Origin of the sequence: Acinetobacter sp. 102, assembly GCF_037028485.1 — a bacterium.
Classification (GTDB): domain Bacteria; phylum Pseudomonadota; class Gammaproteobacteria; order Pseudomonadales; family Moraxellaceae; genus Acinetobacter; species Acinetobacter higginsii.
Window position 1 is genome coordinate 11,690 of the sequence record NZ_JAZEZK010000010.1, and the last position, 22,257, is coordinate 33,946.

The window sequence follows — 22,257 nt, forward strand, 5'->3', positions numbered from 1 at the left end:
GTTTTACTCCATTAAACTGTTTTGTCCTAACGACCGTTTTATCAAAATTGGCTGATGTTCAAATCACTTGAACATTTGCTTTAACGAACTCAGCATGTGCTGATATAAATCCTGCACCACAGGACAATCCCGTACTAAACGTAAACTGCCATGTAGTAATCCTTTGCCGAGATAAAACTCGGCGGTAATATTGGCTTGTTTTAACTTGTCCACGAAAATACGCCCGTCATCACTCAGTGGATCGTATTCAGCCACCGCAACAAAGCTACGTGGCATGTCAGAAAAATCCTGTGCATTTAGTGGCGCTAAACGTGTATCTTCCCAGTCATTTGCATTCGGCGCATATTCCTTCAGGTAATAATGCATTTCCTCGAGCGTCAATAACGGCGCCTGTGCGTGCTGCTGACAAGACGCGGTATCAAAACTAATGCCCAAACATGGATAGATCAAAGCCAAACCACATGCCTGATTGCCTGTATGTTGTAATTGAACCGCCAGTGCCGCGGCTAAATTGCCGCCTGCACTGTCGCCTGCTAAGGCAATCTGCGTTGGATCAATGTTCCAGTCTGCGCCATGCGCACGAAGCCACTGATAAACCGTTTCACAGTCTTCATAAGCGGCTGGGAAATGATGTTCGGGCACCAAACGATAATCCACACTCAGTACCGCAACATTCAAATCACGACATAAATAACGGGTAATAAATTCATGTGAATCTAGATTCCCCAGCATCCAGCCACCCCCATGGATAAACAACACGCAAGGCCAACCTTGCGCAGGTGCTTGGCCCAAGGGTGAATACAACCGAACATTGACTGGATGAGTGGCATGCGCAACAGTTTTATCTTCAATATTGACCGTACCATCACGTGGCAAGGTGTAATGCAGGCACATCGCATCATAGGCTGCACGAATTGAATCAATATCGTTATCCGCTGCTGAATAAATGCTGCTCCAGTACACCAGACTTTGCATTTCTTCGCTTAACCCATAGTGCATGTTCGGTTGCTGAGTCATAACAATTCCTTTTGACTGCTTTTATGTGCCAGTGTGGTTGCCGCAATATCAATCTGCATCTGTTGATTTGGGTCAGTATGCTCAAGCGCGTCCAAATCACTAAAGCTGCGCTGTTCAATCAAATGCGATGGTACTTTGGAATAATCCTCAATCAACCATTTCACCAAGCCATAGGTCTGTACCAGAATAATCACAATAAACGGCAAGGCAGTCACAATGGTGGCCGTTTTCATGGTGTCTAACGGCGCCTTAGAGAAAATCATCGCAATCGGTACCAGGGTTAACATCAGACACCAAAACAAACGCGCATTCGGAGATGGATCTTGCCCTTCACTTAGGCCACGGGTACAGGTTGCAGAAACCGCATAGCCCACCGCATCCATATGTGCTGCAAGGAAAATCACCATAATGCCAAGGAACAACCACATCATCAGCTTGCCTGCTGGCAATAAACCGAGCAGTTGACCAATCGCCACTTCACCGCCTTGCTGACTCAAGATTTGCGGCACATTGACCATGCCGTGAATAAAGCTGTGAACGCTGTAATTTTCAAATACCCCAAAGATGAACCATAAACCAACGCTACCGCCGATGACCATGGCAAGAATCACTTCTTTAATGGTGCGTCCTTTAGATACACGGGTCACAAACAGCGCTACACCGGGTGCATAAGAAATCCACCATAACCAATAGAACACCGTCCATTCACGGGTAAACTTTCCATCGCCCATCGGGTCGGTAAACAGACTCATATCGACAAAGTTAGTCGCCATCAGACCAAAACTCATCAATGAATTATTCATAATGAATTGGGTTGGGCCAAAGCACAGCACATAGATCGCAAACAGCACCACACCCAAACACACCATATGACTCAAACGCTGCATGCCTTTATCCATACCGACATAAGAGCTGAGGGCAAATAACACCGACACCGCCAAGATGATAATGACTTTGGTCATGAAGGTATTCGGAATACCCGTGAGTTGGGACAGAATGTTGGTAAAAGTGACTGCAGTCAAAACCAGTGAAATGGTCAAGGCACCAAACATGCATAGCAAGAACATCAGGTCGACCACACGTCCAACGGGTCCTGTCGCTTTAAAGCCAGTGACTGCTTCGACCATTGAGGCTAAGCTCAAGCCTTTATTCTTTCTGACATGATAGCTATAGCACAGTGAAATCGATGCCAAAGCATAGATCGACCATGCACTCAAACCAGAGTGAAAGAAGGAATAGGCCACGCTGTATTTCAGTGCTTCAGCTGACTCAGGAGCTAAATTCAAACCTGGCGTTTGATAATAATAAGCCCAGTCTAGAAAGCCCCAGTACAAGGTAGATGACCCGATCCCCGACAAAATAAACATGAAAATCCATGACATGGTGCTGTATTGGGGCTTACCTTCGCCGAGCTTGATTTTGCCGTATTTACTAAAGGCCAAACCGAAGGTAAAAATAATTGATAAAAAAGCAAATAACAGGACTGGCGTGGTAAACACCGACGTGGTCCATTGCATCCATTTTGCTGCCAGTTGTATTGATTCAGATGAGTAGATTGCCAACCCAGCCACCGATGTAAATACAACGGCAAGACTGGTGATCGCAAGCGTCTTATCTGTATAAGGCTTTGTAATTTGATTATCCATATCTATTCAATCCATCTCGGATAGTGACTATTCCCTCAGGGGTACTTACTCCATCGCGAATAAATCCATTTTTTGCTGAGTCACACAGGATGCAATCGCATCACCCACTTCATAGGTCTTGGCAGTTCCGCCGACATCAGGCGTTTTCGGGCCATGCACCAACACATGCTCAATCGCCTGCATAATTTCCTGCCCTGCCTGAATCACCTGCTCATCTCCATCTGCCAAGAAATCCAGCATCATGGCACCTGACCAAATCGCCGCAATCGGATTGGCAATTTGCTGACCGTAAATATCGGGTGCTGAACCATGCACAGGTTCAAACAATGACGGGAATTTACGTTCAGGGTTGAGGTTGGCCGAAGCCGCCAAACCAATGGTGCCGGTACATGCAGGGCCTAAATCCGACAAGATGTCACCAAATAAATTCGATGCCACCACCACATCAAAACGCTCAGGCTGTAGAACAAAACGTGCCGCTAAAATATCAACATGCTGTTTATCTGCCTTAATCTGTGGATAGTGTTTTGCCATTGCATCGACACGCTCGTCCCAGTACGGCATGCTGACGGCAATGCCATTAGATTTGGTTGCAGCCGTGATTTTTTTAGCCTCACGTTGATCCGCAAATTCAAACGCATATTTTAAAATGCGATCGACGCCATGACGGGTAAACACCGCTTCCTGCAAGACGAACTCACGATCAGTGCCTTCAAAGGCTTTACCACCAATCGCTGAATATTCACCTTCGCTGTTTTCACGCACCACATAAAAATCGATATCGCCTGGTTGCTTACCAGCCAGTGGACATTTCACCCCAGGCATTAACCGAACTGGACGTAAATTCACATACTGGTCAAAACGACGACGGAACTGCAGCAATGATCCCCATAGTGAAATGTGATCAGGCACCTTTTCAGGCCAACCCACCGCACCAAAGAAAATTGCATCATATTCCTGCAAGACTTCAAACCAGTTATCCGGCATCATTTTGCCGTGTTCAAGGTAGTAATCGCAGCTGGCCCAATCAAAGCTATCCATTTGAACTTGAATGCCATATTTGTCTGCTGCCGCCTTTACAACCTTGATGCCTTCTGGTAGAACTTCTAAACCAATCCCATCACCCGCAATCGTGGCAACTTTATACTTTTTTGCCATAACGCTCCCTTACACCTTTGGTTAATATCCTTAGCTGTAAACATGCTGTTTTCAGCAAAAATGATCAATAAGAAAACTATCACCCCAATGGACACGGATCGTGAATAATCTACCTAACCTATCGGATTTAAAGGTTTTTTGCACAGTCGCCAAACGCAAGAGTTTTGTCGATTCAGCTGAGGAGCTAGGTGCTTCACCTGCATTTATCAGTAAACGCATCAATATTTTAGAAACCAATCTGAACTGTAAACTGTTCCATCGCAGTACCCGTCATGTCAGTTTGACCGAAGATGGCAAACTGATTCTGGATCGGGTCTCCAATATTCTGGATGAATTTGATGAAATCAGTGAGCTGGTGAATAACCCCTTAAGCACGCCCACAGGTCATCTCGACATAGTCAGTAGCTTCGGTTTTGGCCGTAAACATGTTGCGCCAATTCTGTCTAAATTAATGACCATGTACCCAAAACTGGAAATTCAGTTTGATACCATCGACAACACCAAAGACCTGATTCAACACAGTATTGATCTGGATATTCGCATCGGCAATGACATTGCCCCGAATATGATTGCCAAAAAACTGGTGTCGAATTTCCGAATTTTCTGCGCTGCACCCAGCTACTTACTGCAACAAGGCATGCCTGAAAGTTTGGAAGATTTACGCAACCATGATTGCCTGACTATCAGTGAGCGTGACCAATCCTCAGTATTATGGAAATTGCGTCATCTCTCGGAAGATCGGTCGGTACATGTCACACCGCGCTTCATTTCCAATAATGGCGAGATTATTCACCAGTTGGCGATTGAGGGACATGGCATTATCTTACGTTCGATTTGGGATGTCGCAGATGAATTGATTAGTGGTCAGTTACAGCATATTTTGCCTGAATACTGGCAAGATGCCGATGTTTGGGCGGTCTATCCTTCACGTTTAAAAAGTTCGTCTAAACTACAGACCTGTATCCTGTTTATTCAAAATGAACTGATCAACCGTTTACAGCATATCCAGAACCTAAGCCGTGGTCAGTTGATCCAACCGATTGAGCCGATCAATCCAAATACAGAGAAAGTATTTCTATAATCGCGCTAAGCTGCCTGCTTTCTTTTTTCAACCATATCATGCACATTAGCAAGATCATGAAATAACAGGCAGCTTATGAGCACGGCAATATTTGGCCTTATTTTACTTGCAGCGACATGTCACGCCACATGGAATGCCATTGTAAAAGCGGGTACAAATAAATTTTTAACTACCGTATTGGTCACTGCATCCGCAGCAGTTTTAGCCGCACTACTGCTGCCCTTTTTCCCGATTCCGCATCGCGAGAGCTGGCCTTATATTCTGTCTTCAACAGCAATACAAATTCTGTATTTTGGTATGGTGGCTAAAATCTATCGCGTTGCCGATATGGGGCTGACTTATCCCTTAATGCGTGGCACAGCACCGCTGATTGTGGCCATTTTAGGCACTTTGTTATTGCATGAACAACTTCAATTCAATGCATGGCTAGGCATTATCACCATTTCCGTCGGCATTTTATCGATGATTCTGGCTGCGCCCAAAACGGGACGCAAAGGTATCGGTCTGGCTCTACTCAACGCTGTCCTGATTGCGGGTTATACCTTGCTGGATGGACATGGTGTTCGCCTTGCAGGATCAGCCATTGCCTATATCCTATGGAGTTTCGTACTCTCAGGACTGATCTTTTTTATCTTTGCCCTAAAAATGCAATATCGGCAAATGGGGGAGTATTTTCGACATAATTGGCATTTAGGTTTAATTGGTGGAATCGGTTCATTTTTTTCTTATGGTTTGGCACTGTGGGCGATGACGCTTGCACCTGTTGCGATTGTTGCCGCACTAAGAGAAACCTCGATTTTATTTGCCACGCTGATTTCGATCTTTATTCTAAAAGAACGTATTAATGCGGTACGGATTATCTCCTCATGCATCATTTTGATTGGTGCTTTGATCTTAAGAACCGCCTAAAGCAAAAAGCCAGTCTATCGCAAACAGACTGGCTCATTTTCAACGCTGAGTTTAGAAATAATAACCCAAGGATAAATAGAACAATTTATTCCATTGATTGCTCTCACCTTGTGCCAATCCATCTGCGCCACTGCCCGTCATTGGGTCATTGCGACTCCAGATATATTCCCCCTGTATGCCGACTTTTTTATAGTTAAAATATAGACCTGCGATTAAGCGATCCGAATCTTGATAGCCTGATTCATCTTTATAAAAACGACTATACGACACATAGGGTTTAATATTTTCTAACTGATGGAAAGGCTTAGCAAAGGTATAGTTAATTTCATTGGCCATATATTTACCTTTGTTGGCCACTTGATAAGGATAGTCAAATGCGCCAATGGTCGAACTTTTTGGCAAAAGATCATCTGCATTTTTAATGTCCTGCTCTCCTGCCAAGAACAACCATTGCCATGCCTGATAATTGGTGGTGCTAAAAATGCTCCATGTACTACGATGCCCATCTTTATTGGTTCGGTTATTTTCCAGTTCCGAATACCAGTAAGAGCCACCAATTTCCGTGGAGAAATTCTGAGATTGATCGAGCTCAAATTTTCGGGATAAGCGTGTCACCCACATATTCTTTTCATCAATATCGGTACCTTGGGTCTGATCATCTGCCCGCACAAAGTTACCGCTATAGCGACTGGAATCTTTGGATGTGCCTTTGTAGTTACCACCATCAGTCGGGTAAAAACCGAGAATGAAGTTATACAGATTGTCCTTAAACTGGTATTTCACTCCAAGGTTTTGAATGTCTTCCAGCCCAACGGTATTGAGCAAAGTTTCATAATAACTATTGCCCCAAAGTCGTCCAAAGCCGAAATCAACCGATTGAAAACCAACTGTCAGCCGTTGCTGATCCGAGAATTTGTAGCCTGCCCAAGCATCTTTTAAAAACAGTGCATCACATAAGCGGTCATACTGGTAACAACGCACATCCATCGATGCAATCCAGTCTGGATTTTCATAACTCAAGACCGCCTTGATATCGGCCAATCTCCAGTCATCATTTTTGGAGCCTTCATTGGCTTCGACAATATAGTCTTTATGGATATAGCGGGTACGGATGGCGCCTGTCAGTTTTAGTTCACCCGCCTGTGTTTTCGGGTCACCGATACTTAAATCGGCGGCCAAGACTGGCGTATTTGCCAAGATACCTATTGAACCCAAGAGAAGCAGTGCTTTTTTCATTGTTGTACGTCCTTGTTTAACCTCATAAGAAAATGAAGAAATTCAGGCTGACAAACAACGCTTAAACTATAAAGTTGGTCTTTACGGAGTGTGTTTAATGGAACAGGATTAGAGATACTGAAGCTATCCGCACGTAAATTAAAAGGTTTAATCTATGCAACAAATAGCTTCAGCTTTTTTCATGGTTTAAAAGTTTACGGTAGAAATCTCTTCTACAACCTTTAATCCTTGCTGCGTTTTTTTAACTGAGTACATATTTAAATCCATTGATGAGGCTAAGCCAAATTGAAGCCGTGTGCTCAAAAGAATTGAAATTTTACTGCTGTCATTTATCAACTGCGGCTCAAGTCTTTGTAAATTATCTGCGAACTCTTGGGCGAAAAATGAATTTTTAAGTTTTATTGGATCATTGATCTGCACATCAAATAAAATGAGTTGAGCCTCTGATCCATCTTCCATTTCTAAAATCCGTTTTACATGAACAATTTCAGGCTGACCGCCCTTAAAATTATTAATTTCAACAGTATTATCACGATCAAACAAATTGAAAGAAGAAATTCCAATGCCTAAACCCACCAACGTAATCAATGCTGCAAAAATCTTATGCTTAGTCCACATCTCAGGAACTTGTTGTTCTTGATCATCTTTTTTTAAATTAATCACCATTGAACCCACAACGAAGTCATGAATGGAGCGGCGGTTTTGTCGGTTAAAAATATAAAAATAAATAAGCAAAATTTGTAAGCAGGCCAACAACAGGTTGAATAATTCAGATAATAGTAAAATCGGAAAATAACCGCTTAATGACATGAGGCATGATGGCGCAAACAAGATGGATGAACGAAGCAATGATGGAATTACAGCAAGATCTTTCCCATGTGTGTCAGCCACTCTGATTTTTAAAAGCTGTTTGCCAAACGTTTGTCCAGAATGTAAATGACTGTTTAACAAACCAAAATATAAAACAACAAAGAAATATCCAATAAAAATAGATATAACTGGGAATTGATGCAAAAAATTAGATAAAAGTCTAATCGTACTCCAGCAGAAACCACCTACCAGTAATAAATCAATAAGAAAAGCAAATGATCGGCGCCAGAAACCAGCAATATAAGAAAATTTTACAGAAGACAAAACATACCCTTTATATTTAATTAAAAATTTATAAATTTAGCTATCAAACTAAAATTTCAAGATTATATATTAAATCTTAATAAAATACATTAATGAAGCATCTCACCCAAGGCTTTTATATTCAACAACTCTTCATCTGTATATTTCATTTTAGCCAATAACTTTTGATCACTCATTTTTAGCTTATATTGCTTGTAAATATTAATATTATTTTTATTCAAAAATTCAACATACTCACCACCATTTTCATTGCGATGGAATTCAGCAAAAAATAAAACTGTATAAAATTCTTCTCGTTGAATTTCATCCAACCCTACCAATAAACTATCCAAGCGATTATAAAAATCACTATAAGGATGGTTTCCACAAAAAATTTTCTGATCAATACGATTGATCACCTTCTGTACCTTTAGATCATGGCTTAGTTCAATCACTCTCTTATTAAAATTATGAATACATACTTTTTCCTCAAGTAAAGAACAACTCAAAAAAGGTACTACTATTAAAGAAATGAGTAATTTCTTAAAGTGATTTGTCATTTCCTTCTTATCCATAAATCTTTTATAAAATAAATTCAAAAATCCGTATCATATTTAACTTTTACTTCTCAAATAACATTCATTTAAAGTACCATTAGCAGTATGTCTTAAAAAAATATTCCAATTCTTTTCAAGCTGTTTACCAATATCTCCTCGACCTAGTTCATTGTTATCAACAAGAACTTGTGGAGGAATTATTTCTAATTGGCGAGAACCTTGGCAAAATATATAGCCTTCATTAACTTTTGATCTAAAAAACCAACCTTTTTCAGGTAATATCTGATCTTTGTAGAATTCAAACTGTTCCATACTTAAATTTCTAGCACTAATTTTATAAACAACGTCATTTGAAGAAAATGATTGATAACTTCTTTCTCTTTCTAGCTTATCTCCAAAAATATCTTTAGCCTCTCTTTTCAACTCTATATTAATTGGATGATTACTTCTTCCAATCTCTAGATTTTCATCTTGTGCACAGGAAGTTAAAAGTATGATAATTAAAAAAGATTGATATATACTTTTCATTATATAAATACACATTTTTCAAAAATATTTAAATTCAAACATTATTTCTTGTAGTCATAACAAACATAGCGCCTTGTATTATTTGGTGACATAAATATAACATGCCAAAACTTATCCAACTGCATACCAGCAGAACCTTTAACTAAAACTTCATTTTTAGAAACAATTCTAGGTGATATTATCTCTAATTGTCTTTCCCCATCACAAAAGATATAACTTTCATTATACTTTTTAAAGAAAGACCATCCCATTTTTTTTAAATCTTTACTCTCTTCTTTCATAAAAAAATTAATATCAAATTTATTTGCTTTAATTTTATATGCCACAGTGTTATCAGTATATGAAGAATAAGCACTTAAATCTTCAACAGTACCATTAAATAAAACTTTGGCCTCATTTACGATGTCCTGATTTACTTTATCTATATAGGGTTTTCGTTCTACCTCCTTATCACATCCGACTAACAGAAATGAGAGGATTAAAATAATTTTTTTCATACAAGCCAAATCAAAGTAAAAAAATAAAAAATAATTACTTACTATAATACTCCATACAATTATTAACGCCTAGCTTATTGTAATAAATTGAAAAGTACCAATAATCTTTACTTTTAAAATTAACTTCTTCACCGTCTCGTGTATAATGCTTATCATAAATCGGATTTAATATGTCTATCGAATAATGGTTGGTTTTACAAAAATTATAATAACTATTATAAGAGTCTACCAAATCCCACTTCCTCTTTAGTAGATCATTTTTTACACCCTCATAATCTTTGCTAGAAAAATCTTGTTTTTTTATTTTCACTACTAAAAGTTGAGTTGAGCTCTTTTCCCTATCAGTATCATATTCGTACTCATATTTACCAAACAACTCATTGGAGAACCTCTTCAAATCCAGTACTTCACTATCATCACATCCAAATAAACCAATACTAAAAGTAAAGATAGACATCAGTTTTATAAATCTTATCATCAACTTAAAACCGAATTTAAACAATATTAACTATCAATATTACACACATAGCGTTTCTGTCTAGAGTGAATAAAACCCACATTCCAATACCCAACCAACTGGTTTAATGACTGTCCTTCACCAGCAGAACTATAAGTATCTAATTTAACTGGAGATACTAGTTCCAGTTGATTATTTTTTTTATCACAGTAAATATATGCTTCCTTATATTTTTCTTTATATACCCATCCTTTTTCTTTAAGACTAGATTCAATATTGTTTAAAAAATCTATTTCGCCAATACCACCATCACTCTGAATTTGAAATATTAATCTATCTGCATTATATGATGAGAATGAATGTTTATCTAAGATGCGATCGCCAAAAACATAGTTAGCATCACTTTCAAATTTTTTAATTATTGTCTTGTTATTATCGAGAATTTTGACTTCATTTTTTTTTCTAAAGTCACACCCAGAAAAACCTAAGCTAATTAAAATTAATAATATAAATTTCAAAACCGAATTTCTTACTATAATAGACATTACAATTACTCTCTTAATTCTTTTCTCTATTAGGTTTGACTGCATCTAAAATTGTATCAACACTAACTGTGCCACTGACTCCAACATTTACCCCTGGTGTTCCTACACCAAATTCAGAAGCCCATGCTCCTCGCACGGGACTACTTTTGTTTACTAATGGAACAACTAAGTTTGCTACTGCACCATAAGCTCCACCTCCAACTGAGACAGAAGCTCCACTTACAAATTCGTTTGTAATTTCTCCCATCGTCATCATTGATTTTGTATAACTTGGAATATTATGAATATTACCACCTACACAACTAATCCCCGCTAAATCTTTAGCGCTAAATGGTTTTTTTTGTGCAGCTGATTTTGCCACAGGTGCTAAAATAGAATCCTTAGAACCACTCATATAATACTCACCAGTCCATTGATTTTTTACAAAGCCAACACCTACTCCTAATCCGCCACCACTACATGCAACATAATCAAATAATGGTGGTATATTTAACTTACATAGCTCTCCAGTTTCAGCGTAACAATCATAATTCTTCCTTCCTTGGTACGCTAAACCAGATTGAGCACTAGCAGGAATACCAAACATCTCACCAAAATTCATTCCATTTAATCCTTTCGGATCAATCCATTGATTCGGATTATTTACATAAGCAGAGGTATTCATACCGCCCTCAAGTCCTATCGGATCTTTACTCATATACCTTGCACTATACGGCTCATAATAACGATAACGGTTATAATGCAGTCCTGTTTCATTATCGTAATATTGGCCTTGGAATCTAATATTGCTCTGCTCAAATGGATTGTCCTTATTTAGCATTTGAATCTCGAGCGCAGTCCCCCATGTATCCTGAGTAATTTCCCAAACACATTCACCTGCGGCATTACTCAGTGTTTGCGGTGTTCCAACCTGATCACAATGATAAAATACCGTCTGTTCTAAAGCCACACGGTTTTTACGTGTATCGCTGCTCCAAATCGGATCTTTATAAACCGAATAAGGCTTGTTGAGATATTCACTATAATCAGGTGTTTCTATCAGTTGAATAAAACCCTGATACCCCGCCTGCATTAACGGTACAAAGCTATCAGGCTCATAGACATAATGTTTGGTATAACTGTTCTCAGGATGGCTCGAATTTTGGCTAGATTCCCAAATCATCAAATCTCCATCCCATCCAAATAAGGTGAAGTCTTGATTTGATGATTTCTTATATAAACGACGTCCAAAGACATCATAACCATACTGAGTCACTTTCCCATTCAAGTTACTTTGAATCAAACGGTTATGATTATCCCAAGTCAGCTTTAAGACCTTACCATTTTGCATGGTTTCAATCACATTGCCTTGTACATCATATTGATAATGCTTGCCTTGATACTGCTTGATTAAATTGTTTTTGGCATGTGTTGTCTGGTTGATTGGGTCAATCAGATTCCCCGCTGGATCGAACTTAAAACTCTCGTTTTTATGCTGACTTTGCATTGAAATCAGACGTCCAATCGGATCATATTGATAATTAAGCTGTCCTAAACGACTGTCTTCAACTTGGGTGAGCAAATAGTTTTTATCGTATTGATAATGCCTATGCGCTTGATAACGGAGTCGATCTGAGCTTTCTTGCTCAGGCTCAATCTGTTGAGAAATCAATAACCCCACATCATTATAATACTTGGTTTGCACCAAACCATTTGCCAGAAAACGTCCCGTTTCACGATGCAAATCATCACGTTGGAAAGAAACAACATCCTGCTGATTAAACGCAATTCCGTAGATATGTCCTGAACCATAACTTAGATTGGTCTGTTGCTGTCCGTCTGGACGAATCGTTTTAACCAGATGACCCAGTTCATCATATTCATAACGCAGTACAGCCGTTAGATTCAACATTTTATAATGCTGGTGTTCACGCACCAATTGTCCAAGCTGATTACGATACAGTTGAACCTGACTTTCTGCATTACTGGCCGAGCTTAATTGTTGATTTAAATTATATTCAAATTGCTCTGTCTGGCTTTGATGAGTATGCAGATGCGTATATGTTTTAGAAGCAATCTGTCCATCATCATAATAGCTAAATTCAGTCAGAATATTGGGTTGTCGAATCTGGAACAATAGACCATTTTCACTATAGCTATAATGCTTTTCCTCACCATCAAATGCTTGTTCACTGACCAACTGACCAAACTTGTTATAGCTAAACTGGTATTCAGCCTGATTTTGATTAATAAGCTTTTGGATACGACCCTGTCTATCCCATTGATAGCCCACACGATGCTGATTGGCATCAATGCGTTGTTCTAACAGGCCGACAGTATTGTATTGATATTGAGTGGTTAAGCCGTTGGTGTCGGTGTGATTAAGCAGGCGACCTTCTTGATCATGCTCAAATAGCTCTTTCAAGCCATCTGGATACACGATGGCTTGAAGCTGACCTTTATCTTTGCCTTGCAGACTATACAGATATTGAACTTTCTGTTCATTCGCCGCTTGCTGGGCACTTAGATCACCTTCTTCATCATATTCCCATGTACTGCTTTTGCCTGAACAATCGGTATAAGACAGCATTTGCCCTTGATCATTGTACTGGATTTTCTTGATACCTCCTTTGGCATCAACCACTTCCACCACTTGATTATTGCTGTTGTATTTATATTGAGTGACATGACCTAAGGGATTAATCTCTTTGCTAACATTGCCCTGTGCATCATATTCACGTTTCCAGATATTACCTTCTGGATCTTTGGTCTCGGTTAAATTGCCTTGTTCATCATAAGCAAAGCGAATCACACCACCATTCGGCTGTACAATTTTCGCCAGTTGCCCTTGATCATTATATTCTTGCTGAGTTTCCCGACCTTCAAAGTCAATTTGTCGAGTAATGCGTTTTTCACCGTCACGAGAATACCAAGACTCTCGACCATCAGCTAAACGAGTCCGATAGGTAAAACCATCCAAATCAAAATAATAATAGGTTGGTACATCATAGGCATCGTAAACCGCAACTTGACGTAAACGCGGATGCCATTTCAGTTTGGTATGGAAACTGCCGTCATCCGCCCATTCTTCAATGGCTTTGGCATTTGGCAACGTCGATTCATAACGAATATTTTGTCCACGTCCTGTACGATCGGTATAGCGCGTTAGCTGGTGCGCCTGATTATATTCGTATTGACGTGCATACCCATTTTGATCGAAAGCTGTAATCAGATTACCTTGTGCATCATAGTAATAGCGTGCCCAAGGCTCAATTTGATCATCCACAAATACCGCAATAATCTTAACTTGCTCATTAAAGGCAAATTTTAGTTGGTGCTGAGCCTGTTCAAATTGGAAATCAATAGTTTGCAGATAAGCAACACCATCTGCCAAAAGATAACTTAGGCTAATTTTTTCATTGGAATTTTCATTGAATTGTTGAATTAAATGATAGGGCTGACCAAGACCAAATTGATGAAAATGTAAACTCCATTCACCACCAAAATTTAATAGTAAATCACCATTTCCAACTGGATGAACCGTCACTCCTTCATAAGGAACGGTATAAGCCTGCTGCAAAATCGTAGATGGTAAGGCATGTTTACGCCCTTTCGCATCAATAAAGACGTAACCTTGTTCTTTTGGCAAAATCACATTGGAAAAAGGCATCATCCAACGAGCGCCAATCATCCCCTGATCAAACTCATCCATTTGCGAGTTATATTGGCGACTAAATACAAAACCAACTTTCGGTAAATAGAAATCGGCATGCTGAACCCGCTCTGCGCCAATTGAATAACTGATACTCTTACCCGTCTCTGACCCATTACCTTCACAAGGTGGTGCATTCAACGCATCCGCCTGTAAGCTCACAAACTCCAAGGTATCACCTTTGGTATGACGCTCATATTCTCCCGTCTGATTAATCGGCACACTGGCATTGCCTTTATTTTCGCTGGCCTGAATCGCAGTTAAAGTTTGTTGTAATAACCAAGCCAAGCTGTATTTCTGCCCTGCATTGGCTTGCTGCTGTAAAGTCTGGCTTAAAGTTGCAATTGCCTGTATTGCTTCTTGTTGCAGGCGTGTTTGAATATTGGGTTGTAGTTTAGGGGTTAAATCTGCCTGACTCGGTTTACCGATTAAATCAATGAGAGGTGCAGCCCAATTGCTAAATTTGAGTTTGGGGTCTCTTTTCTCTGCTGTCACACCTGCCGACGTTGCAGCCATGCTCGCATTCATTGGTGTAGCAGGCACAGACAAGCTCGTCAGAATACTGCTGCCTAAAATCGTTGCCTGTGAGAGCAAGGTCGCTAATTTGGCTTGTGTTTCTTGTAAAAACTTTTCTAAATCACCTGCGACCATCGCATTCAGATGTAGTCCCAAGCGTTTAATATCCGCGTCTTTAATCTTTCCATTTTCAGGATATAAACATTGCGACATTAGACCAAACATCGGACGTAATGCCATACGCGCATGTGCTTCATTGCTTGGTTCCGCAAATAAACCAATTAAATTTGCAGCGAGCAATGCACCCTGTTGTACCGCAGCATCCTCTGTCTTGCTGTCGGTCGCGTATAAAATTAAATCCAGCACACTGCCAGTTAAAGCAAAAATATTGGCTACCGTTGCAGTATTCGCACTCCCTTGTAATTGTTCTAAACTGGTATTCCCACATACCTGTAAATAAAGCTGGATTTGCTTGGCAATCATTTGCAGGTCAGTTACCGTGTGTACGCTGTCCAAATTAAAAACAGCAAGTTCAACCTTCGACGCTTTTTGATCTGTTGCCAGTTGTGTTTTTTCCGTAGCCATCAATCTCAAACCCTTAATTTATTTCAATACATCTATTTTTTAAATTGCTGCGCGTGAATTAAAATCTGTCCTAACCATTGTTCTGACCATGAAAACGATCAACGATGCCTTGTTGAAGAATCGAATCCATTTGGGTGGCCTCCGCCAATTTTGTAGCTGCCTGATCTTTTACAAAACCCACACCCTGTGCTTTGATCATGTCAACCGACTGGCTCGGATTCATGGCGAGTTGCGCCAAGCTTTTCATTTGATCTGGAGAAATATTAAGGTTCAGTTGCTTTGAAACAGCACTTAAAGCGGTATTGCTGACTTGATCCTTGATTTGCCCAACCGTCTGCTCAACCAAACCATTTAAGGTATTTTTACCTATATTTTTAAGGCTGTTTTTATCCATCGAAACTAAACTGCTGCTCAGCTGTTGCTTCATGTTCTGTCCCAATGCACTGCTTAATGAGGCGACAACTTTTTCTACTGGCTCTGCCCAAGTATAATCACGTTTAAAGTCACTACTTGATGCCCATGCACTGGTCTCATCTTTTTCAAAAATGACCTTAGCTGCACCTGGTGCAATGCCTGTCACTTGCGCAAAACCATTTCCATCTAGTTTGCCAGTCAGTTGCTTACCCAGAGAATCAATCACTTTATAGCTGTTCTGCTTAAAGAAATTATCTCCCCCATAACTTCTTAATAACTGTAGCGCGCCTTTCAATGATTTTGCTTGTGGTAACTGGGGTGCATTGCTACTTGCACTCGCGCCTGAGGCGAGTAAATGCTGCCCTGCTTTCACCTCAAACTTGCCACTGGTCACAGGGAAAATACCTGAACCATTCAGTTTGATCTGAGAACCACCCGCAGTAATCACAATCTCTTTCGGACTGCTGATCTCAATACGGTCTTCAGTTGAAATAATCTGAATCCCTTGCTTGGCCAGTAAATCCATACCATCCGACTGCGCTTGGACTTCAACCTTACCTTTGGCAGCCACTTGCTTAATTCCATTCTGCGCTGCAAACACACTGATTCTGTTTTGCGCATGCGTAATCAGATTTTTCTGTGTACTCAAATTGATACTATCGCCTGCAAACTGATTGATTTGTCCATCCGCAGATAAATGAATATCTTCATTGCTACTTAGACCAATCCCTGCTGGTGAGTTCAGCAATAGCAATGATTTTTTAAACTGAGCGATCTTCTCTTGAATCTGCTCAGCAAATTCTTTGAGTTGATCCAGCGATTCTATTTCATCAGTCTGCTGATTCTTGGCCACTTCACTCAAGGCTTTGGCATTGCTTTGATTGCCTTCTAGCTGTTGTTTAGCAACTTGGGCATCCAGATGTTCACCTTGGGCTTGATCCTGTTTATGTGTGGAAAGCAGTAGACCCTCGCCTGCGCGTACTGCACCCCATTGGTCAGTGCGCAGCTCAAAACCTTCACCGCGATCTTCACTTTCAGCTGTTGCTTTAGGGTGACTCAACTTCCCTAGATTGAGTTGACTGGCAGCATGACTGCTTTGCAACTGGGCGCTGATCTGACCTGTGGTATCATCAAAGCGCAGTTGGTTAAAACCTTCGCCCTGATATTCTTTCGATTTGATTCCTGCCAGTTTCTTGGTGTCTGGCAGCCTACCTGCATTGTCAAATTTGGTTGGGCTGCGATGGCCTTCATGGATACGTCCCACTACAAATGGACGATCAATATTACCATCAAAGAAGTCGATGACTACGATTTCATCAATACGGGGTAAGAATCGTGCGCCAAAGCCTTCACCTGCCCAAGGGGTCAGTACATCCACCCAAGCTGAATCGGTGTCGTTGTCATTCGCTCCCGCACCACCATCATGGCTATGGTCGTCATTGCGGGTAAACAGGAAACGGACTTTGATCCGTCCCCATTCATCCACATAGATTTCTTCGCCGCTTGGCCCAACCACTTTGGCACGTTGTGGTGAAGCTGCTGGACGGTGTTGCAATGGGTTAAATTCAGGAACGGTTTTGATATTGCGGCGTTGCAGAATCAGTTGGTTGGCTTGGCGCTCTTCATTATTCGATTGAGTCGGTTGCCAGTTGCTTTGTGCTAATAATTGATTGATCTGTTGATGTAGATCTTTAGGTAAGTTGTTTTGGTTATAAAAGTTTTTGCCTGTAATCAGGAATTCTTTATCACTGCCATCATGTTGATCAATTTCAGGATGTTCAGCCAATTCAAACCAGTAACCGACATGGGTATCGCGCACGGTGGTATGGGCTGTAAATTGTTTGGATTGTAAGTCGTAGTATTGACCCAAGTTCCGATTCAGTTTTTCAATTTGAGCATTGCCCGATGGGGTTGCACCATCTTCCCCATTCAGGTCTTGCATCCATGCGGGTGAAAAGTGCCATGCCTGTTCCAGACCAAGACTGGCATTGTCATATTGTTCGCTGTGTTGATGTGTGCTCTGTACACTGCCTGCACCATCTTCTTGTTCCAGTGCATCGGCTTGCCAGCGTTGTACATGTACACTGCTCGGTTGCAGTGAGCGTTGTCCAACCAGACTGGTCATGCTGTCATATTGTTCAGTGGCACTACTACGGTGATAACGGATCTGTCGACGCTCTAAAGCTTGGTACTGGCTATTGTCGTCAATCAGACGTAGTTTTTGCGGCTGAATCGCAGCACTGCTTTGCGCGACGGTTCGTTCAGCTTCATCAATGAGCCAGTTAATCGATTCGCTACGCATCAAAGATGTTAAAAAATCTTCATCTGATTGATTATATTGCATAATAAAGGGACGAATGTCGTAATCTTGGCTGAGTCCGCTTAAATCAAGCGTTAAGCTGGATGCAAATAAGGGGCTTTTTTGTTGCCACTCTTTGAAGATGATTTCCACTACATCACGCACGCTCTTGTTCATAAACACACGGCTGTTACGGCGTTGCTTCCACAGTGCAGTTGGATCTTCTAAGGTGAGTTTATATACGGTCAGGCTACCGTCTGATTGTCCTTGTAAGGCTTGAGTAATAATGCCTGTGACACGAGTGAGTTGACCTTGATCAGTCACCGTATCAATTGCTGCTTGGCTACCAATAAATTGTTTGAGTGGAATCGCCGCATTGGTCGACAGGCAAATCAGTTCTGCCCTAAATCCTTCATTCAGTTGATGCTGACCATCAATACGTTGCAGGAAGACTTGAGTATTTAAATTTTGATTAGAAAATTGAATATGGATTGCACGTTTTTGTGCGGTAAGGCCCAAATTATCCTAGGCCTGAAATATATTACTCAACATTATTTTATAAAATATTAACTAAAATTTACGCTATTTTATAAACAGCATACAAATCTGTCTATATTTTTAATGTTACGTTCTTGCAACAAAGCCTGCCATAAACTGCCAATTTTAGTCTAAGCGCTTAAAATAATGATTAATAATTTTTTTACAGGATTAAATCAGAATACATATAAACTAAAATATTTTATCAAATAAGGCCAATTCTCCCTATTTGATAAAACAGCAATTATTCAGCCTTAGACCGTGGCCTTAAAATAATCCTCTTTCGGCATATCAATCACTTCAACACACAACTGTATCGGATAGCTGACTTCAGACTGGATATAGCTTTTTTGCTGCAGTCGCTGCAACAATGCCGCACCAACAGCTTGTTTTTGAGCCTGCGTTCTGCCACTCAATAAATACAGTTTTAAATGAATATAGGCTTCTTCTGTTTCATCCAAACCAATTAAAAATATCTCGTCTTTAAATGCACGAGATTTAATATCATGTGCGACAAATAAATCCGTTTCAATTAATGCGATATTCGCATCTTTTAATAATTGATGCGGATTTAACTCTGTTAAATTAGCCGAATAGTTTGCAATTAAATGCGGCATTTTTATGATTCCTATTCTACAAATAATAAAGCTAAACGGACTTGGTCATAAGCCATTCGCGGACTAGTGGCTTCAACAATGGGACGCAATTTAATCGAACCATCATCAGTAAAATGTTCAGGGTTTTTACGTTTATGCAAACGCTTATAAATCTTACGCACTTCTTCAATCACTTCATCGCCTGGACTGGCAACTGAAATATCCAAACCCTGCTCTTTATGCAAACGTGCCAGATGATTGATGATCGTTGCAGGGGTTAAACCACGCTCATGTGCAATATCTTCAATTTCATAGCCTTCTTCAAATAAAGTACGGGTTTCATCCAAGGTCGCTGCAGCATAATTCTGTTTTGCACCTTTGGCGATTTTCTTTTCATTACGGGCAATTTCAGTCGCATTCAGTGTGCCACCACAATGCCGAATAAAGGCATTATGCTGTGTGCTTAAATCAATATTTTCAAAGTTGGCTTCCGCTTCACTCGATAATTCCTGAAAACGGCGATCTGCTTTGATTGCGAGACTATCCAGCTCAAGTGCCTGCTCATTAAAGCCGAGCAATTTCAGCCCTGTCAGAGATTTTAAGCGTGATAAAGCCACATAGCCCTGACCTTTTTCAAAGGTATTACTGAGATTGATCTCTGCAGCTTCCAAAGTCATCCCTTGGCTTTTATGAATAGTGATTGCCCACGCCAAACGCAACGGAATCTGTTGAAAACTGGCAATTGCCTTACCCGCTTCATTTTCAATCGACCATGTTTCAGGTTCAACCAAGAAGGTTGTGCCATCCGTCAACTTTACTTTAGGCAAAATGCCCTGCTTATCATCTTCTTCAAAACCAATCACTTCACCCAAACTGCCATTGATATAGCCCATATCAAAGTTGTTTTTAACAAACATCACCTTGGCATTTTTCTTTAGGGTGAGTTCTTCAGGCGCACGCACTGATGATTTTAAGGTTTCCATCAACTTTTCGTTGCCATCGACCACGGCATTGAATTGATGGCTTTCATTGTCAATTTCATTCAGGTGCTGATAATTAATATTATCGACATCCATATTATGTGTGTATAAACGGGTAAAGGTCTCGCCAATATCGTGCTGACGCGATTGTTGCAAAGCACTAATATGGTTGCTTTGAATATTCTGTGCCCGAATTGCATTGAGAATCTGATTGAGGATTTCATCATCCTGACGATGCTGTTCAGTCAAATAACAGACACGGAATTTGGCTTCGACCCAAGCCTCTGACATAAAGCAGAATTTATCGCGATTGCTTTCATCCTTTTTACCGACTGGCGGTAACTGGAAGAAGTCACCAGCAACAATGACCTGAATCCCACCAAAGGCTTCGTCACTTTCTTTAAAGTATTTCAATACCTGATTAACCAAATTCAATTGCTTGGCATGCAGCATTGAAATTTCATCAATAATCAAGACTTGGGCATTTTCTAAATGCTCTTTTAAATATTTACGCTCTTTCATCCGTTTCAGATCATCATCACTTAGGCGGTCTTTAATCCCGATCCCTGCCCAAGTATGGATGGTCATGCCATTCATATGCGTCGCCGCAATCCCTGTGGATGCAGTGATCGCCACAGGCACTTTACGTGCTTTGAGATAATGAATGTACTGATTAAGCGTATAGGTTTTTCCTGCACCTGCTGAGCCCGTTAAAAAAACATTTTCCCCAGCTTTAAGTAACTTGAGTGCAGTCTCTTGTTTCATAATTTCTTCAGTCAAAAACAACAGTGCATAGCTTAACGATTTTTTCGCAAAAATAAAAATGCAAATCCAATTCGCGAACGCTTGGTGTCGCATAATTGCATTGACATCCAAGGGTTTTCATTTAATGTGGTTGTTAATGAATTCAGACTTGATATATAAAAATGACTACTTCAAATCTCTATACATATCAGCCAGATATACTCGGTGAAGATTATCAGCAACTGACTTTAAATTTTGCTGATGACTATGATGGAAAAGTTGTTGCTACACTGGTTCGCAATAAAGCTACAGAAGCGACCAAAAAAGCAGTTTTATATATTCATGGTTTTGCAGATTATTTTTTCCAAAAAGAAATGGCTGAACAATTCAATCAGCATGGTTACGATTTTTACGCACTCGACCTGAGAAAATATGGCCGCTCAAAACTTCCTCATCAAAAACTCTACTACGTTTTAGATTTGCGCGAATACGATGCTGAAATCAGTAAAGCACTCGAAGTGATCAGTCAAGAAAACCACAATCAAGTTGTACTGGCAGGACATTCGACAGGCGGTTTAATTGCCACTTTATATGCTGCACATTATCCTGATCATCGTTTAATTAAAGCGGTTTGGAACAACAGCCCCTTTTATGACTTCTATAAGAGTGTTATTGAGAAAAAGGTCGGGATTCCCTTGCTCAGTGAAGTGGGTAAACGCTTACCGAATGCAAAATTTCCAAGTGGTCTAAACCCGTGGTACACACCAAGCTTGCATAAAGATTTTTACGGCGAATGGGATTTCAATCTGGATTGGAAACCGAAAACCATGCCTTTTGTTCATCTCTCTTTTGTCACGGCAATTCACGAAGCACAAAAAGAAATCCATCAAGGTGTGACCTTAAATGTGCCGACCTTGATCATGCATTCACATCAATCCAAATTCCCTAAAAAATGGGGCATTGATGCACAGCAAAGCGATGTGATTCTGGATGTCAATGATATGACGCAAAATGCCAAGAAAATGAAAGGCGATGTGCAAACCCTGTCTATTCAAAATGGTTTGCATGATTTGGTTTTATCTGCCCCGCCTGTTCGTGCACAGGTCTATAAAGATCTGTTTGCTTGGTTAACTGAAAAAATCCAGTAATAC

At 40.3% G+C, this 22,257-nt stretch carries 17 protein-coding genes; 3 read left to right on the forward strand and 14 right to left on the reverse strand.

Annotation, left to right across the window (positions count from 1 at the left end; genetic code table 11):
• Positions 1 to 63: 63 nt before the first annotated feature.
• The 3 genes from WA352_RS11355 to WA352_RS11365 are packed head-to-tail and all read right to left on the reverse strand — an operon-like array spanning position 64 to position 3,821.
• A complete protein-coding gene (locus WA352_RS11355) occupies positions 64 to 1,017 on the reverse strand; it encodes an alpha/beta hydrolase (RefSeq protein ID WP_241345127.1) in 954 nt (317 codons plus the stop codon).
• Positions 1,014 to 2,669, reverse strand: a complete 1,656-nt coding sequence (locus WA352_RS11360) for a BCCT family transporter (RefSeq protein ID WP_241345176.1) — start codon at positions 2,667 to 2,669, stop codon at positions 1,014 to 1,016. The genes WA352_RS11355 and WA352_RS11360 overlap by 4 nt, the downstream gene beginning before the upstream one ends.
• 39 nt (positions 2,670 to 2,708) lie before the next feature.
• Positions 2,709 to 3,821 (reverse strand): tartrate dehydrogenase, encoded by a 1,113-nt coding sequence (locus WA352_RS11365; protein ID WP_033134562.1) that lies wholly within the window; start codon positions 3,819 to 3,821, stop codon positions 2,709 to 2,711.
• Between the two features lie 100 nt (positions 3,822 to 3,921).
• On the opposite strand from WA352_RS11365, the gene WA352_RS11370 reads away from it, so the two are divergent.
• Both WA352_RS11370 and WA352_RS11375 read left to right on the forward strand, forming a co-directional pair.
• Complete coding sequence (locus WA352_RS11370) at positions 3,922 to 4,902, forward strand: LysR family transcriptional regulator (RefSeq protein WP_005213090.1); 981 nt, start codon at positions 3,922 to 3,924, stop codon at positions 4,900 to 4,902.
• A gap of 75 nt (positions 4,903 to 4,977) precedes the next feature.
• Positions 4,978 to 5,811, forward strand: coding sequence for a DMT family transporter (locus tag WA352_RS11375; RefSeq protein WP_033134561.1), 834 nt, complete (start codon positions 4,978 to 4,980; stop codon positions 5,809 to 5,811).
• Between the two features lie 51 nt (positions 5,812 to 5,862).
• Here WA352_RS11375 and WA352_RS11380 read toward each other — a convergent pair whose 3' ends face one another.
• The 11 genes from WA352_RS11380 to WA352_RS11430 all read right to left on the reverse strand — a co-directional run bounded on the left by WA352_RS11380 (position 5,863) and on the right by WA352_RS11430 (position 21,127).
• Positions 5,863 to 7,047 carry a porin gene (locus WA352_RS11380; RefSeq protein ID WP_033134560.1) on the reverse strand — a complete coding sequence of 395 codons (1,185 nt, stop codon included), beginning with the start codon at positions 7,045 to 7,047 and terminating at the stop codon, positions 5,863 to 5,865.
• A gap of 186 nt (positions 7,048 to 7,233) precedes the next feature.
• Positions 7,234 to 8,181 carry an RDD family protein gene (locus WA352_RS11385; RefSeq protein WP_033134559.1) on the reverse strand — a complete coding sequence of 316 codons (948 nt, stop codon included), beginning with the start codon at positions 8,179 to 8,181 and terminating at the stop codon, positions 7,234 to 7,236.
• Positions 8,182 to 8,270: 89 nt separating this feature from the next.
• Positions 8,271 to 8,720 (reverse strand): hypothetical protein, encoded by a 450-nt coding sequence (locus WA352_RS11390; protein WP_033134558.1) that lies wholly within the window; start codon positions 8,718 to 8,720, stop codon positions 8,271 to 8,273.
• A 54-nt stretch (positions 8,721 to 8,774) separates the two neighbouring features.
• Complete coding sequence (locus WA352_RS11395) at positions 8,775 to 9,245, reverse strand: hypothetical protein (RefSeq protein ID WP_033134557.1); 471 nt, start codon at positions 9,243 to 9,245, stop codon at positions 8,775 to 8,777.
• 41 nt (positions 9,246 to 9,286) lie between these two features.
• Entirely contained in the window at positions 9,287 to 9,742 is a 456-nt protein-coding gene (locus tag WA352_RS11400) for a hypothetical protein (protein WP_033134556.1), read from the reverse strand.
• Between the two features lie 34 nt (positions 9,743 to 9,776).
• On the reverse strand, positions 9,777 to 10,199 hold the full coding sequence (locus WA352_RS11405; RefSeq protein WP_050511496.1) for a hypothetical protein: 423 nt from the start codon (positions 10,197 to 10,199) through the stop codon (positions 9,777 to 9,779).
• A 47-nt stretch (positions 10,200 to 10,246) separates the two neighbouring features.
• A complete protein-coding gene (locus WA352_RS11410) occupies positions 10,247 to 10,744 on the reverse strand; it encodes a hypothetical protein (protein ID WP_033134565.1) in 498 nt (165 codons plus the stop codon).
• Between the two features lie 13 nt (positions 10,745 to 10,757).
• Complete coding sequence (locus tag WA352_RS11415; protein ID WP_033134555.1) at positions 10,758 to 15,536, reverse strand: RHS repeat-associated core domain-containing protein; 4,779 nt, start codon at positions 15,534 to 15,536, stop codon at positions 10,758 to 10,760.
• A 70-nt stretch (positions 15,537 to 15,606) separates the two neighbouring features.
• Positions 15,607 to 18,768 (reverse strand): type VI secretion system Vgr family protein, encoded by a 3,162-nt coding sequence (locus WA352_RS11420; protein ID WP_336142666.1) that lies wholly within the window; start codon positions 18,766 to 18,768, stop codon positions 15,607 to 15,609.
• A gap of 272 nt (positions 18,769 to 19,040) precedes the next feature.
• The gene (locus WA352_RS11425) at positions 19,041 to 19,403 is read right to left on the reverse strand and encodes a 5-carboxymethyl-2-hydroxymuconate Delta-isomerase (protein ID WP_033134553.1); all 363 of its coding nucleotides are present in this window, start codon (positions 19,401 to 19,403) and stop codon (positions 19,041 to 19,043) included.
• Between the two features lie 11 nt (positions 19,404 to 19,414).
• Positions 19,415 to 21,127 (reverse strand): AAA family ATPase, encoded by a 1,713-nt coding sequence (locus WA352_RS11430; RefSeq protein ID WP_033134564.1) that lies wholly within the window; start codon positions 21,125 to 21,127, stop codon positions 19,415 to 19,417.
• 161 nt (positions 21,128 to 21,288) lie between these two features.
• On the opposite strand from WA352_RS11430, the gene WA352_RS11435 reads away from it, so the two are divergent.
• Positions 21,289 to 22,254: an alpha/beta hydrolase gene (locus tag WA352_RS11435; protein WP_336142670.1), complete on the forward strand. Its 966-nt coding sequence runs from the start codon at positions 21,289 to 21,291 to the stop codon at positions 22,252 to 22,254.
• The last annotated feature ends 3 nt before the right edge of the window (positions 22,255 to 22,257 follow it).

Coding starts and splice junctions, on each gene's coding strand:
- WA352_RS11395 (WP_033134557.1), bottom strand. CDS start 9,245: ATGAAAAGTATATATCAATCTTTTTTAATTATCATACTTTTAACTTCC.
- WA352_RS11415 (WP_033134555.1), bottom strand. CDS start 15,536: ATGGCTACGGAAAAAACACAACTGGCAACAGATCAAAAAGCGTCGAAG.
- WA352_RS11410 (WP_033134565.1), bottom strand. CDS start 10,744: ATGTCTATTATAGTAAGAAATTCGGTTTTGAAATTTATATTATTAATT.
- WA352_RS11375 (WP_033134561.1), top strand. CDS start 4,978: ATGAGCACGGCAATATTTGGCCTTATTTTACTTGCAGCGACATGTCAC.
- WA352_RS11435 (WP_336142670.1), top strand. CDS start 21,289: ATGACTACTTCAAATCTCTATACATATCAGCCAGATATACTCGGTGAA.
- WA352_RS11355 (WP_241345127.1), bottom strand. CDS start 1,017: ATGACTCAGCAACCGAACATGCACTATGGGTTAAGCGAAGAAATGCAA.
- WA352_RS11365 (WP_033134562.1), bottom strand. CDS start 3,821: ATGGCAAAAAAGTATAAAGTTGCCACGATTGCGGGTGATGGGATTGGT.
- WA352_RS11405 (WP_050511496.1), bottom strand. CDS start 10,199: ATGTCTATCTTTACTTTTAGTATTGGTTTATTTGGATGTGATGATAGT.
- WA352_RS11430 (WP_033134564.1), bottom strand. CDS start 21,127: ATGAAACAAGAGACTGCACTCAAGTTACTTAAAGCTGGGGAAAATGTT.
- WA352_RS11400 (WP_033134556.1), bottom strand. CDS start 9,742: ATGAAAAAAATTATTTTAATCCTCTCATTTCTGTTAGTCGGATGTGAT.
- WA352_RS11390 (WP_033134558.1), bottom strand. CDS start 8,720: ATGACAAATCACTTTAAGAAATTACTCATTTCTTTAATAGTAGTACCT.
- WA352_RS11425 (WP_033134553.1), bottom strand. CDS start 19,403: ATGCCGCATTTAATTGCAAACTATTCGGCTAATTTAACAGAGTTAAAT.
- WA352_RS11380 (WP_033134560.1), bottom strand. CDS start 7,047: ATGAAAAAAGCACTGCTTCTCTTGGGTTCAATAGGTATCTTGGCAAAT.